Here is a 13,064-nt window from a genome sequence, read left to right on the forward strand (position 1 = left end):
CCCACCGATGCCGATGCATGACATTCTGGTGAACTGGTCGCCGCAGGAGACGCGCGTGGCCATCGTCGAGAACGGAGCCATCCAGGAACTGCATGTCGAGCGCACGCTCGAGCGCGGTCTGGTCGGCAACATCTATGCCGGCCGTGTCGCGCGCGTGCTGCCCGGCATGCAGAGCGCGTTCATCGACATCGGCCTGGAGCGCGCCGCCTTCCTGCATGTCGCCGATGTGCAGATCAACGGCCAGACGGCCCGAGGCCACCACGGCGAGGGCACGACGCTGCCGCCGATCGAGAAGCTGGTCTATGAAGGCCAGACGCTGGTGGTGCAGGTCATCAAGGACCCGATCGGCACCAAGGGCGCGCGGCTGTCGACCCAGATCAGCATCGCCGGGCGGCTGCTGGTGCATCTGCCGCAGGACGACCACATCGGCATCTCGCAGAAGATCGGCTCGCACGAGCTGCGCGACCAGCTGCGCCAGCGCATGACCGCGCTGGTGGGCAACCGCGAGACCGGCGGCGGCGGGGGCTTCATCCTGCGCACCAATGCCGAGGATGCGTCCGACGCCGAGCTGGGCGACGACATCGCCTACCTGCGCAAGACCTGGGCGCTGATCCGCGAGCGGGCGCTGAAGTCGCCGCCGGGCTCGCTGCTGTTCGAGGACCTGAGCCTGGTGCAGCGGGTGCTGCGCGATCTGGTCGATGACCGCACCGGCTCGATCCGCATCGACTCGCGCATGCAGTACGACCTGCTGCGCGAGTTCGGCCAGCTCTACACGCCCGGCGCGGTCGGGCGGCTGCAGCACTACCGCGGCGAGCGGCCGATCTTCGACCTCTACAACATCGACCAGGAGATCGAGCGCGCGCTGGCGCGCCGGGTCGACCTGAAGTCGGGCGGCTATCTGGTGGTCGACCAGACCGAGGCGCTGACCACCATCGATGTGAACACCGGCGGCTTCGTCGGCGCGCGCAACTTCGACGACACCATCTTCAAGACCAATCTCGAGGCCGCGCAGGCGATCGCGCGCCAGCTGCGGCTGCGCAATCTGGGCGGCATCATCATCATCGACTTCATCGACATGACCCGCTCCGACCACCAGGAGCAGGTGCTGCTGGAGCTGCGCAAGCAGCTCGCGCGCGACCGCACCAAGATCACGGTCAGCGGCTTCACCCAGCTCGGTCTGGTCGAGATGACCCGCAAGCGCACCCGCGAGTCGCTGGCGCACATGCTGTGCCAGCCATGCCCGACCTGCGGCGGCCGCGGCCAGGTCAAGACCGCGCGCTCGGTCTGCTACGACATCCTGCGCGAGATCCTGCGCGAGGCGCGGCAGTTCAATCCGAAGGAATTCCGCGTCATCGCCTGCCCGGCGGTGATCGAGATGCTGCTCGACGAGGAAAGCCCGCACCTGGCCGGCCTGAGCGACTTCATCGGCAAGCCGATCTCGCTGCAGGCGGAGGCGACGATGAACCCGGAGCAGTACGACATCGTCCTGATGTGACGACCGACCGAGACGAATGAGCACAGAGACTCCCGCCCAGCCCAGCCATCGCGACACGCTCCGGCGGCTGCTCACCTATGTGGCGCAGCACAAGGCCCGCTACATCGCCGCGATCGTCGCGCTGCTGATGACCTCGGCGATCGAGCCGCTGATCCCGGCGCTGTTCAAGAAGCTGCTCGACAGCGGCTTCCAGGCGGCCGACAGCTTCCCGATCTGGATGGTGCCGGTGGTGGTGATCCTGCTGTTCGCGGTGCGCGGCCTGACCACCTTCGCCGGCACCTACCTGATGGCCGACGCCTCCTCGCGGGTGGTCTACGACGTGCGCCGCGACCTGATGGGCTCGCTGCTGAAGGTCGATGCCAAGGTCTTCGGCTGGCTGACGCCGGGCCTGGCGGTCAGCAAGACGATCAACGATCCGCAGGGCTCGATCACCACGCTGTCGAACAACTTCAACACGCTGCTGCGGGCGTCCTCGACCTTCCTGTTCCTGTTCGGCTATCTGCTGTACCTGAACTTCCAGCTCACCATCCTGGCGATGGTGACGGTGCCGCTGATGATCTTCGTGGTGCGGCGGCTGCACAAGCGCGTCAGTGCGGTGGGCAGCCTGGAGTACGAGTCGCAGCAGCGTCTGGTCAATATCGTCGACGATGCCGCGCGCGCCTGGCGCATCGTGCGCACCTTCGACGCGCATGCCTTCGAGCGCGGCCGCTTCGAGTCCGAGGCCTGGACGCTGCGCCGGCTGATGGTCAAGCGCATCGCCAGCAGCGCGCTGCTGACGCCGGCGACCCAGATCGTCTCGGCGCTGGCGGTGTCGATCATCCTGTCGCTGGCGCTGTGGCAGGCGCGCAATGGCGAGGCCAGCGTCGGCGACTTCGTCGCCTTCCTGACCGCGCTCCTGATGACGATCTCGCCGCTGAAGCAGCTCACCGACGTGTCGCAGTCCTTCATTCACAGCCTGATCGGGCTGCGTGGCGCCTTCGACCTGATCGACGCGCCCGAGGAGCCCGACCCGGGCTCGCGCGACCTGCCGGCCTGTCGCGGCGACATCGACGTGCGTGCGCTCGAGGTGTGCTATCCCGACAGCCCGCGTCCGGCGATCGACGGCGTGTCGATGGCGATCCGCCCCGGCCAGACGGTGGCCTTCGTCGGCGCCTCCGGGGCGGGCAAGACCACGATGGTCAGCACGCTGCTGGGCTTCGTGCAGCCCACCGGCGGCGACGTGCTGATCGACGGGGTGTCGATCCAGGACATCCGCCGGCCCTCGCTGCGGCGCCACTTCGCGGTGGTGTCGCAGGACATCGTGCTGTTCGACGGCTCGATCGCCGCCAACGTCACCTACGCGCAGCCGCGCGACGACGCACGGGTCGAGGCCTGTCTGCGGGCGGCCAACCTGTGGAGCTTCGTCGAGCAGCAGCCTGATGGCATGGAGGCCGCCATCGGCGTCAACGGCAGCCGGCTCTCGGGCGGCCAGCGCCAGCGCCTGGCCATCGCGCGCGCGCTCTACAAGGACAGCGCGGTGTGGATCTTCGACGAGGCCACCTCGGCGCTGGACGCCGAGTCCGAGCGGGTCGTTCAGCAAAGCATCGAGCAACTCTCCGGCGACAAGACGATCATCCTGATCGCGCACCGGCTCAGCACGGTGCGGCGTGCCGACCGCATCTTCGTGTTCGAGGACGGGCGGGTGGTCGAATCGGGCACGCATAGTGCTCTTGTTGAAAAGGGTGGAATCTATGCGGGGATGGTTCGTGCGCAGAGTCTGAACGATGAAGACTGATGTTGAAATATATTTTTGATAATTAATTTACTTCGAGTGCGGTTGAGTTTTTCAACTGCAATCTGTGTTTTAATTTAAATTTTTTGGCGGCAACATGAAAAAAAATGTAATTAATATCGGCGTTGGATTTGATCATATGCGGATTCTGCATGATGGGCTTGGCGAATTTTCTGTGCAGTTGGGGAGACGAATTGCCTCGCAAGCATCTGAGTGGCGGCGGCGATACGGCGTCATTTTTAGTTTTCATATACGTAATGAGTTGCATGGTCTTTTTGGGGAAGATGTTTTTTATCTGCCTCAGAATAAAAATCAAAAATTTATTCATCGAGCCGGCATTAAATTTAATTTATGGCACACGCTCAATCAACATGCCAAATTTGCGGCGCCGCTAGGTACAAAGCATTGGGTCATGACTGTGCATGATTTTAATTTTCTTTATGATCCTGCTGCTCGGAAGAAAACTTCAGAAAATTTGAAAAATAGATTTAGACTTGCTCGAACTGATTCTGTAATTGCGATTAGTGATTACGTGGCTGGTGATTTGCGTGAAAAATTTGGCTATTCCAAGCCGATTGAGCGGATTTATAATGGTGCCAGCGCAGATGCTCTGGCTGATTCTGCTGGTTTGCCTGAACTGCCTGCCGGGCGCTACCTTTTTCACCTTAGCCGGATGGCTCCATCAAAAAATCCGCGTGCCATTTTGAATCTGGCTCAGAATTGGCCGGAACAGTCATTCGTACTGGCTGGACCGTCAAGTGCAGATGCTGAGAATATCCGTGGCATGGCAAGGATTCGCGGTCTGCACAATGTGATGGTACTCACCGACATTACCGAAGGGCAGAAGAGTTGGCTCTACCAGAACTGCCTGGGGTTCCTGCTGCCGTCATGGACCGAGGGCTTCGGCCTGACCGTGATCGAGGCCATGCGCCATGGCAAGCCGGTATTCCTGTCGAACCTGACCTGCCTGCCCGAGATCGGCGGCGCGCATGCGTTCTACTGGCGCGAGTTTTCGGCCGGGCACATGCGCGGCGTGATTGAGGCCGGGCTTGCCGAGGCGGAGCGTCCCGGCTTTGTCGAGCAGATGCGGGCCCATGCCGCCAGCTTCACCTGGGACCGCTGCTGCGCTGGGTATCTGGACTACTACCGGCAACAACTCGGTCTGGCCAGCCGCGATCAGATGGCCGAGCTGTCGAGTCCGAGCAGCCGCAGATACAGCCTCAGGTAAGCCGACGTGGTTTGGCGCCAGTCGTAGCGGCTGGCATGCAGCCGGATCTGGTCGGGCAGGTTCTCTAGGCGAGGTAAATCGCGCTCGATGCGCTGGCGCATCGCTGCCGGATCGAAGCTGTCGAGATAGCCGCCGGCGTTGCCTACCACCTCGGGCAGACAGGTCAGGTTCGAAACAAACACCGGCTTGCCGAACTTCATCGCCTCCAGCGGGGGGAGGCCGAAGCCTTCGGTCAGCGACGGGAACAGGAAGGCGCGGCAGTGCTGGAACAGCCAGGTCTTCTGCGCCTCGCTGATGTTTTCTAGAATCTCGGCATTGTCGATCCGCTCGGCACGGATGCGTTTGCGCAGGTGTGCACTCTCCGCGCTGGCCGGGCCGGCCAGCACGATATGCTGCTCCGGCCAGATGCGTGCCAGATCGAGCAGGCAGTCCGGGTTCTTCGATGACGCCATGCGACTCAGATGGAACATGAACGGGCGCTGCTGCAGATGTTCTACCGGTTCGGCCAGGTCGTGGCTTAGGTCACGCACGCCGTTCGGGATCACCTCGATCGGGCGCTGCCAGCCGAGGTGGCGGCGGATGTCGCCCTCGACGTAGTGCGTCAGTGTGGTGACCTGATCGTGCCAGCTCAGGCTGTGCCGGATGCGCCGCAGCGCACGAGCTTCCTTGTCCTGCGGCTCGCCGGTGTAGAGGAAGTTGAGATCGTGGATCGTCATGATCCGGTGCCGGCTTAGCGCCGGCGGTCTCAGCCGGCTGAGCTGGTTGAGCGTGTGCCAGAGGCTGAAGCGCGTACCGCGCAGATGAAAGTGGCGTTGCAGGCTGTGACGATCGAGGTATCTGACCTGCGGGCCGAAACGGCCGTGCCACTGGCGCGGCATGTGCAGGTAGATCACGATGCCGTGGCGTCCGTGCAGTTCGTCGGCGCGCTCGGCTAGGCTGGTCGCGATCTGGCAGGAGAACTCGCCCAGTCCATCGACGAGTGTGTCAATCTGGCCGAAGCTGATGCCGATGTTCAGGGTAGGACGGGTCATTCGGTGAAGTGGGCGGACACCGGCGACGGCAGCATGCGGGCTGCGCAGAGGATCTCCGCCGGGTCGATGGTGCTGGTGTCGTGCTGCGGTGCGACCAAACTGCAACCGGCGTGGCGCAGCGGCTCGCGCCACTCTGGGCGGATCGCCCCACAGTAGAGCCCGATCACCGGCGTCGAGGTGGCTAGGGCCAGATGCATCAGGCCTCCGTCGGCGCACAGCGCGATGCGGGCGCGTCCGACCAGCGCATGGGCCTGTGGCAGCGTGGTGCGAGCGACGCAGTCGATCAACTCCAGCCCGGGCAGCGTGGTGGCTAGTGCCGTGATGCGATCGGCCATCGCGCGGCCGTTGTCGCTGCCGATCAGGATGATGCGGCGCATTCCGTCGGCATGCAGTCCGGCGACGACCCGATCCCAGTGGAAATAGGTGCGATCTGGCGAGACGCCGCCGACCGCAATCACGGCGTCGGCCGGCTGCGGACACTGTGCCGTGGCCCAGGCTGCGTTTGCAGACAGCGTAGCGAGTTTCTGCACCGAGTGGCGCGCCATCGCGTCGGTGTCGAGCACGATCCCGAGCAGGTCGGCCAGCCGCTGCGCAACGTAGCGGGCGCGGTGGAACCCCGGCGAGTCGTAGTAACCGTGCAGCGACACCCAGGGGAGCTGTGGCAGGCGCGTCTGTTTGAGTTCGAGCGCTTTGCGGTCATGTCCGAGCACGATGGCCAGGTCGTAGCGAGCTGGATCGACCTCAGCCGGATCGCTCAGCGTGCGGCTGAACCAGGGATCATCACGGAACAATGCGACCAGATGCGGTACAGCGTAAAGATCGACCATGTAGCCTTGCTCGGCCAGCAGGCTGCGAGGTGCCAGATCCATCAGCGCATCGCCGACCTGCGGCATGCCCTGGTGAATCCACAGGATGCGACGCTGCGCCGGGTCGATGCGCGTGCACAGTCGGCGCCGCTGGCCGCTCATGCTCAGCTGCAACGCGCGGCGCATGGTGCGCAGCGCGAGCTTGAACTCGCCCTTGCGAGCGCGGAATGCGGCGTCGTCGGCCGGTACCGGCGCTGACAGCGGTTGCAGGTTGGTGGCATCTGCCAGGGGGCGGAGCAGTCTCATCGCGGCGTCAGGGCAGCAGCTCGATCTGCACCGGCGGCTTCAGACGCAGCAACAGTCCGGCGCGCAGCCGGGCCTGACGCAGGTGGCGCAGATCGGTGGCGTCGAGGCGGCGGCCGGTCATCGCGGCATCCAGCGTGGTCTCTTCGCCCCGGTGTAGGCAGATGCGGTCGAAGTCGCGCTGGCTGATGCCCCACTTGTGCAGGAACTGCAGCCGCCCGTCGTTCTTGACGATGCGACCCGTGGAGACGCAGGCGAAGTGATACACGAGGCTGTCGCCCAGACCGACGAAGATGCGGCAGCCGGCGTGCCAGAGCTTCATCGACAGGTCGTTGTCGCTGCTCATGCCGGGCGAGAGTTCGGTGCTGTAGCCGCCGACCTCGTGCCACATCCAGCGTGGCAGCAGCGTCGGCGGCCAGGTCGAGCCGAGCCAGTGGCCGCGTTTGAGCTTCGGCAGATCGCGGATCAGCTCGGCCTCGCGGAACGAGGCCGGGGCGCGGCCGTAGTCGGCGGCGATGGTGCAGCGGTTGTTGGCGCCGCCCGGCTCGATCATCGTCGAGGAGATCATGAAGCGCTGGCCGTCGAGCTGCGCGGCCACCTCCAGCAGTCGCGTGTCCCAGCCGGGTAGCACCGCCATGTCGTCGTTCATGTAGACGAGGTAAGGCTGCGTCGCCTGCGCGGCGACGCGGTTCACCGCGAAGCAGATGCCGATGTTGCCGGGGCTGTGCGTGTGCGCGATCCCTTGCTCATGCACCCAGTCCAGTGTGCCGTCGGAGCCGTCGTTGACGTGGACGAGGATTTCGTGCTCGTGGGCCGAATGGCGCCGGATCGTCTCGACTGCCAGCTGCAGGAAGGCGAGGTTGTTCCAAGTCGGGATGATGATCGAGAACATGCGTCCCTTACTTGCTGCGGGGCACCCGGCCCACCAAGAAGAACTCGTCGTTGGGCCGCATCGCCAGCAGGTGGGCCATGCGGTTGGACAGGCCGAAGAAGGCGGTGATCGCGCCGATGTCCCAGATGTCCTCGTCGGAGAAGCCGTGCTCGTGCAGCCGGGCGAAGTCGGTCTCGTCGACCGCGTCGGGTTCGCGGCAGAGCCTGAGCGCCATGTCGAGCATCGCCTTCTGGCGCGGCGTGGCGTCGGACTTGCGGTGGTCGATCGCGATCTGGTCGGCGATCAGCGGATTCTTCTCGAGGATGCGCAGGATCGCGCCGTGCGCGACGACGCAGTACAGGCAGCGGTTCGCGCCCGAGGTCGCCACGACGATCATTTCCTTCTCGCCCTTGCTCAGGCCGGAGGGGCGCAGCATCAGCGCGTCGTGGTAGTCGAAGAAGGCGCGGCATTCGTCCGGGCGGTGCGCCAGCGCCAGGAAAACATTGGGCACGAAGCCGGCCTTCTCCTGCACCGCCAGGATGCGCGTGCGCAGGTCCTCGGGCAGGTCGGCCAGGTCGGGCACGGGAAAGCGGCTGATCGGGGCCGCTGCCTGGGTGGGGGCTCGCGAAGGCGTCATCGTGTACATCCTTTCAGGGCGCATGCCCGGCTAGACATCCGGGGTCGGTGCCGGGGGGCGGGACGGGGGGCGGCGCAGGTGCGCCAGCTTCAGGTACTTGTAATAGGTGTACTCGGCGTTATAGATGGCCAGCATCAGCCCATGCCCGCCGTCAAGCAGGCCAAGTCGTAGCACATAGGTGCGCATGAAGGCCCAGGCGCCACGCAGCGCCGCACCGAATACCCCTGAATCCCGCCCTCGGGCAGCCATGTCACGGGCGTGGCCGCTGGAGTAGCGGTCGAGCTTCTCCAGCATGTCCGACACGTCTGGGTAGCTATGGTGGATCAAGCTATGGCGTAACTGGCCGACCGTGCCATCCACCGTCATGTGCGCATGCAGGAAGTGATCGGTGAAGCCTGCCTTCGCCCGTCGGGCTAGTCGTAGGGTGTAGTCGGGGCGCCAGCCGCCGTAGTGAATGAATCGTCCGCACAGCTCCGACAGGCGCGGAATGCGATAACCGTCGTGCTTACCAGTGGCGATGGCCCCGAGGATGTCGCTCTGCAGCGAGGCGCTGATGCGCTCATCGGCATCCAACGATAGAACCCAATCGCCTCGCGCCAGTGAAAAGCCGCGTTGCTGCTGCAGGCCGTAGCCGGGCCAGTCGGTGGCTACCACGGTGGCGCCAGCCTCACGAGCGAGTTCGGCCGTGCGATCCGTGCTGCCGGAGTCCAGCACGATCACTTCGTCGGCAAAACGCGCACTGCGCACGCAATCGCTGATGTTGCGTTCCTCGTTCTTGGCGGCGATGACGATGCTGAGGCGGACCATGGTTCCTAATGGAGCGAAAGGACGGTAAGGAAGCTGAGCAACAGGGGTTGCGATTATCGGTCATGCCTGTGTCTACAGGCCTCGGCTTGATCCACGCGAAGCTCGGGCGAATCCGGGTGGTACTCGACTGTTGTAACCTACGCGCCGTTCTGCTGACGACAGTCGCGCTCTGGATAGCTCTGTTCATGATTTCACGACGCCAATTCTGTGTGCTTCCACTGGGCTTGACCTCCTTGGCTGGATCGCAATCGATCCACGCCCAGTTCCGCGTCGAGATCTCCGGCATCGGCGCCTCGCAGATCCCGGTCGCGATCGCGCCCTTCCGCGACGAGGACCGTGCCGCGGTGCCGATCTCGCAGGTGATTCGCGCCGACCTGGAGCGCAGCGGGCTGTTCCGCATCGTGCCGGCCGCCGGCGAGGCGATCGACGAGCTCTCTCGCCCCGATTTTCCCGGCTGGCGCAACCGGGGCGCCGACGCGCTGGCCGGCGGCTCGGCCACCCGCCTGGCCGACGGCCGCCATGACCTGCGCTACCGGCTCTGGGATGTGGTGAAGGGCGCCGACCTGCTCGGCCAGTCGCTGGCGGTGCCGCGCGAGGACCTGCGCCGCGCCGCGCACCGCATCGCCGACGAGATCTACCAGAAGCTCACCGGCGAGCGCGGCATCTTCTCGACCCGCATCGCCTATGTCTCCAAGAGCGCCGGCCGCTACACGCTCTTCGTCGCCGATGCCGACGGCGAGGGCGCGAAGGTGGCGGTCGGCGGCGCGCAGCCCATCATCTCGCCGGCCTGGTCGCCCGACGGCGGCGATCTGGCCTATGTCTCCTTCGAGAGCGGCAAGCCGGTGGTCTATGTGCAGGACGTCTCCTCCGGCCAGCGCCGGGTGGTGGCCAGCTTCAAGGGCTCCAACAGCGCGCCGGCCTGGTCGCCCGACGGCAGCCAGATCGCGGTGACGCTCACGCGCGACGGCAACTCCGAGATCTATCTGGTGGGGCGCGGCGGTGGCGGCGAGCCGCGCCGGCTCACCCAGGCCTCGAGCATCGAGACCGAGGCCGCCTGGTCGTCCGACGGCCGCTCGATCTACTTCGTCAGCGACCGCGGCGGCGGCCCGCAGATCTACCGCATGAGTGCGGCCGGCGGCAACGCCGAGCGGGTGACCTTTTCCGGCAGCTACAACATCAGTCCCGCACTGAGCCCCGACGGCCGCTGGATGGCCTACATCACCCGCAACGGCGGCGGCGCCTTCCGCCTGCAGCTGATGGACCTGTCCTCGGGAACCGTGACCGCACTCACCGACACCAACGACGACGAAAGCCCGAGCTTCGCGCCCAACAGCCGGCTCATCATCTACGCCAGCCGCTCCGGCGGGCGCGATGTGCTGATGACCACCACGCTCGACGGGTCCATCAAGGCCCGCCTGAGCCCGCCGATGGTCGATGTGCGCGAGCCGGTCTGGGGTCCCTTCGGCCGCTGAACCTGGCCGCTTTCACGGAGAACATGCAATGTCCAAGATCCTTCGCTCCCGCGCCGCCTTCCTGTCCCTGGGCCTGAGCGCCGCCTTCCTGGCGGGCTGCGCCTCGAACACCCGCGTCGAGCCGCCCGCGCCGGTCGAGAGTCGCGGCACCGGCACGATTTCCGGCGCCGGCACCGGCGCGGCCCAGGGGGCCGGCACCGGCGGCGTCGGCAGCTCCGCCGTCACCCCGGTCGACACCGGCCGCAATGCCGATGCGGCGGCGGGCGCCGGCCGTGTCGTCTACTTCGACTTCGACAGCTTCGTCGTCAAGGACGAGTACCGCAGCGTCGTCGAGGCCCATGCCCGCCGCATGAGCGCCGACCGCAAGCGCCGCATGATCATCGAGGGCCACACCGACGAGCGCGGCGGCCGCGAGTACAACCTGGCGCTGGGCCAGAAGCGCGCCGATGCGGTGGTGCGCTCGATGGTGCTGCTGGGCGCGCAGGACGGCCAGCTCGAGGCGGTCAGCTTCGGCAAGGAGCGCCCGGCCGCCCAGGGCAGCGACGAGGCCGCCTGGGCCAAGAACCGCCGCGCCGAGCTGAAGGACCGCTGAGATGACGCGCCGCCCCCTGTCGATCCGCGCCGCACGGGCTCCGGCGGCGCTGCTGCTGGCGCTGGCCGCGGCCTGGCCCGTCGGCGCCCAGGCCGGCCTGTTCGATGACGAGGAGGCCCGCAAGGCCATCGTCGAGCTGCGTGGCCGCCTCGAACGTACCCAGCAGGAGAACAGCGAGCGCGATGCGCGCCAGCGCGAGCTGGCCGAGCAGGTCGAGACGCTCAAGCGCAGCCTGCTGGACCTCAACGCCCAGATCGAATCGCTGCGCGCCGACCTGGCGAAGCTGCGTGGCCAGGACGAGCAGCAGGTGCAGTCCGGCAAGGACCTGGCCCGCGAGATCGCCGAGCTGCAGCGCAAGCTCAAGGACCAGTTCGCCGCGATCGACGAGCGCATGCGCCGGCTCGAGCCGCAGCGCGTCTCGCTCGACGGCCGCGACGCGGTGGTCGAGGCGCCCGAGAAGAAGGCCTACGACGAGGCGATCGGCATCCTGCGCAAGGGCGAGTTCGCCAATGCCGCCGCCGCGCTGACCAGCTTCCAGAAGCGCTTTCCCTCCAGCCCCTACCAGGGCCATGTGCAGTACTGGCTCGGCAACGCGCTCTACGGCAAGGGCGAGGTCAAGGAGGCGATGACCATCTTCCGCACGCTGGTCAGCTCGACGCCGGACCATCCGCGCGCCTCCGAGGCGCTGCTGGCGCTGGCCAACTGCCAGATCGAGCTGAAGGATCCGAAGAGCGCCCGCCGCACCCTCGAGGAACTGGTGCGCAACTATCCGCAGTCCGAGGCCGCGCAGGCCGCGGCCGAGCGCATCAGGCAGCTGAAGTGAGCGTGGCTCCGGTGGTTTCCGTGACCTCTGCGTCGGCCATGGAAGAGGGTGATGCCGATCTCGAGCGCCGCTTCGGTGGCCTGCGCCGGCTCTGGGGCGACGCGGCCTATGCCCGGGTGCGCGCGGCGCGGGTGGCGGTGGTGGGCGTCGGTGGCGTCGGCTCCTGGGCGGTCGAGGCGCTGGCACGCAGCGGCGTGGCCGAGCTGGTGCTGATCGATCTGGATCATGTCGCCGAATCCAACATCAACCGCCAGATCCAGGCGCTGGGCGCGACCGTCGGCGCGGCCAAGGTGCAGGCGCTGCGCGAGCGCATCGCCGACATCCACCCGGGCTGCCGGGTGCATGCGGTCGAGGATTTCGTCGAGCCGGAGAACTGGCCGGCTCTGCTGCCGATCGAGGTCGACGGGGTCATCGACGCCTGCGACCGCAATGCCGCCAAGCTGGCGATGGCGCGCTGGGCGCTGGCCGGCGGGCACCGGCTGGTGATGGCTGGCGCGGCAGGCGGCAAGTCGCACCCCGAGCGGGTGGAGGCGGCCGATCTGGCCGAGGTCACGCACGACCCGCTGCTGGCCCGGCTGCGCCAGCAGCTGCGCCGCGAGGGCGCGCCGCGCCAGGGGCGCATCGGCGTGCGCTGCATCTTCTCGCGCGAGACGGTGCAGCGCCCGCAGACGGACGGCGCCTGCGCCGTCGACGGCGGCCTGAACTGCCACGGCTACGGCTCCAGCGTGATGGTCACCGCCAGTTTCGGTCTGGCTGCTGCGGCGCAGATTCTCGAAGGCGTGCGCGCAGACGCACGAGGTGCTTGACGACACCAAGGTGAGGTGTATTAGAATCTAGGGCTCGGCTGATCAGTGACTGATTGGCCGGGGCGGTGGGGGTCGTTAGCTCAGTTGGTAGAGCAGCGGACTTTTAATCCGTAGGTCGCAGGTTCGAGTCCCGCACGACCCACCAAAAACATGATATAGTCACAGTCTTGATGAAAATCAGGGCCAGCAGGCAAGGGCTCTTAGCTCAGTTGGTAGAGCAGCGGACTCTTAATCCGTAGGTCGAGTGTTCGAGTCACTCAGGGCCCACCAGACTTGCCTGACTGTCGTGTGTTTCATTCGTCTTCATTGCCCATGGGCAGTGATGCGGGCTCTTAGCTCAGTTGGTAGAGCAGCGGACTCTTAATCCGTAGGTCGAGTGTTCGAGTCACTCAGGGCCCACCAGAATTCAGTGTTTCACCGTT

The 13,064-nt window shown here is 66.0% G+C and carries 12 protein-coding genes and 3 tRNA genes; 10 read left to right on the plus strand and 5 right to left on the minus strand.

Translation table 11 applies throughout. The features are described 5' to 3' along the window. Positions 1-13: 13 nt before the first annotated feature. The 3 genes from rng to NFT33_RS01855 all read left to right on the plus strand — a co-directional run bounded on the left by rng (position 14) and on the right by NFT33_RS01855 (position 4,494). Positions 14-1,495 carry a ribonuclease G gene (gene rng / locus NFT33_RS01845; RefSeq protein WP_220784347.1) on the plus strand — a complete coding sequence of 494 codons (1,482 nt, stop codon included), beginning with the start codon at positions 14-16 and terminating at the stop codon, positions 1,493-1,495. A 16-nt stretch (positions 1,496-1,511) separates the two neighbouring features. Then, a complete protein-coding gene (locus NFT33_RS01850; protein ID WP_251672736.1) occupies positions 1,512-3,269 on the plus strand; it encodes an ABC transporter transmembrane domain-containing protein in 1,758 nt (585 codons plus the stop codon). A gap of 94 nt (positions 3,270-3,363) precedes the next feature. Next, positions 3,364-4,494 (plus strand): glycosyltransferase, encoded by a 1,131-nt coding sequence (locus NFT33_RS01855; protein WP_251672737.1) that lies wholly within the window; start codon positions 3,364-3,366, stop codon positions 4,492-4,494. Here NFT33_RS01855 and NFT33_RS19195 read toward each other — a convergent pair. From NFT33_RS19195 to NFT33_RS01880, 5 genes are read right to left on the minus strand one after another with little or no spacing between them, the layout of a single operon-like run. Beyond that, a complete protein-coding gene (locus NFT33_RS19195; RefSeq protein WP_309296096.1) occupies positions 4,443-5,630 on the minus strand; it encodes a glycosyltransferase family 4 protein in 1,188 nt (395 codons plus the stop codon). The genes NFT33_RS01855 and NFT33_RS19195 overlap by 52 nt on opposite strands. Further along, a complete protein-coding gene (locus NFT33_RS01865) occupies positions 5,522-6,637 on the minus strand; it encodes a glycosyltransferase family 9 protein (RefSeq protein WP_251672738.1) in 1,116 nt (371 codons plus the stop codon). The genes NFT33_RS19195 and NFT33_RS01865 overlap by 109 nt, the downstream gene beginning before the upstream one ends. Before the next feature lie 7 nt (positions 6,638-6,644). Beyond that, complete coding sequence (locus NFT33_RS01870; RefSeq protein ID WP_251672739.1) at positions 6,645-7,526, minus strand: glycosyltransferase family 2 protein; 882 nt, start codon at positions 7,524-7,526, stop codon at positions 6,645-6,647. Between the two features lie 7 nt (positions 7,527-7,533). Then, a complete protein-coding gene (locus NFT33_RS01875) occupies positions 7,534-8,151 on the minus strand; it encodes a peroxidase-related enzyme (protein WP_251672740.1) in 618 nt (205 codons plus the stop codon). A gap of 21 nt (positions 8,152-8,172) precedes the next feature. Beyond that, a complete protein-coding gene (locus NFT33_RS01880) occupies positions 8,173-8,949 on the minus strand; it encodes a glycosyltransferase family 2 protein (RefSeq protein ID WP_251672741.1) in 777 nt (258 codons plus the stop codon). Between the two features lie 185 nt (positions 8,950-9,134). On the opposite strand from NFT33_RS01880, the gene tolB reads away from it, so the two are divergent. The 7 genes from tolB (at position 9,135) to NFT33_RS01915 (ending at position 13,044) form a co-directional block, all read left to right on the plus strand. After that, the gene (gene tolB / locus NFT33_RS01885) at positions 9,135-10,421 is read left to right on the plus strand and encodes a Tol-Pal system beta propeller repeat protein TolB (protein ID WP_251672742.1); all 1,287 of its coding nucleotides are present in this window, start codon (positions 9,135-9,137) and stop codon (positions 10,419-10,421) included. A 28-nt stretch (positions 10,422-10,449) separates the two neighbouring features. Further along, complete coding sequence (gene pal, locus NFT33_RS01890; RefSeq protein ID WP_251672743.1) at positions 10,450-11,013, plus strand: peptidoglycan-associated lipoprotein Pal; 564 nt, start codon at positions 10,450-10,452, stop codon at positions 11,011-11,013. Position 11,014: 1 nt separating this feature from the next. Next, the gene (ybgF, locus tag NFT33_RS01895; RefSeq protein WP_251672744.1) at positions 11,015-11,836 is read left to right on the plus strand and encodes a tol-pal system protein YbgF; all 822 of its coding nucleotides are present in this window, start codon (positions 11,015-11,017) and stop codon (positions 11,834-11,836) included. Between the two features lie 38 nt (positions 11,837-11,874). After that, positions 11,875-12,642 (plus strand): tRNA threonylcarbamoyladenosine dehydratase, encoded by a 768-nt coding sequence (locus NFT33_RS01900; RefSeq protein ID WP_251672745.1) that lies wholly within the window; start codon positions 11,875-11,877, stop codon positions 12,640-12,642. Positions 12,643-12,711: 69 nt separating this feature from the next. Beyond that, positions 12,712-12,787: transfer RNA gene (locus tag NFT33_RS01905), tRNA-Lys, on the plus strand. Positions 12,788-12,836: 49 nt separating this feature from the next. Next, a tRNA-Lys gene (locus NFT33_RS01910) sits at positions 12,837-12,912 on the plus strand. 56 nt (positions 12,913-12,968) lie between these two features. Beyond that, positions 12,969-13,044 (plus strand) — tRNA-Lys (locus tag NFT33_RS01915). Positions 13,045-13,064: the final 20 nt, after the last annotated feature.

Source organism: Sphaerotilus sp. FB-3 (genome assembly GCF_023706025.1).
GTDB lineage: Bacteria > Pseudomonadota > Gammaproteobacteria > Burkholderiales > Burkholderiaceae_C > Sphaerotilus > Sphaerotilus sulfidivorans.